Source organism: Bacillus sp. SIMBA_031, assembly GCF_046535225.1.
GTDB classification, from domain to species: Bacteria; Bacillota; Bacilli; order Bacillales; family Bacillaceae; genus Bacillus; species Bacillus velezensis.
The window spans coordinates 1-305 of record NZ_JAWRXC010000115.1 but is presented as its reverse complement, the minus strand read 5'-3'; the positions used below and the strand labels follow the sequence as shown (position 1 = coordinate 305).

The following is a 305-nucleotide window of genomic DNA, read 5'->3' as shown; positions in this document are numbered from 1 at the left end:
ACAGCTTATCATCGATAAGCTTGGTACCGAGCTCGGATCCACTAGTAACGGCCGCCAGTGTGCTGGAATTCGGCTTAAAGCTTAAAAAGGCTGACGATTTCTCGTCAGCCTTTGCGGCCGCTGGTGGCCCCTGCTGGACTTGAACCAGCGACCAAGCGATTATGAGTCGCCTGCTCTAACCACTGAGCTAAGGGGCCAATCGATTGGATTATAAAGTAACTCCGTGTCGCAATCCAAGCTTGGCTGCAGGTCACTTTGATACATGAAAATACGGGTTTTCTTGATTCAGACGCGCAGCGGTGTGC

Annotated in this window: 1 tRNA gene; it reads right to left on the bottom strand. The window is 51.5% G+C overall.

Annotated elements, in window-relative coordinates:
* Nucleotides 1-121 precede the first annotated feature (121 nt).
* Nucleotides 122-197 (bottom strand) — tRNA-Ile (locus SB724_RS19735).
* Nucleotides 198-305: the final 108 nt, after the last annotated feature.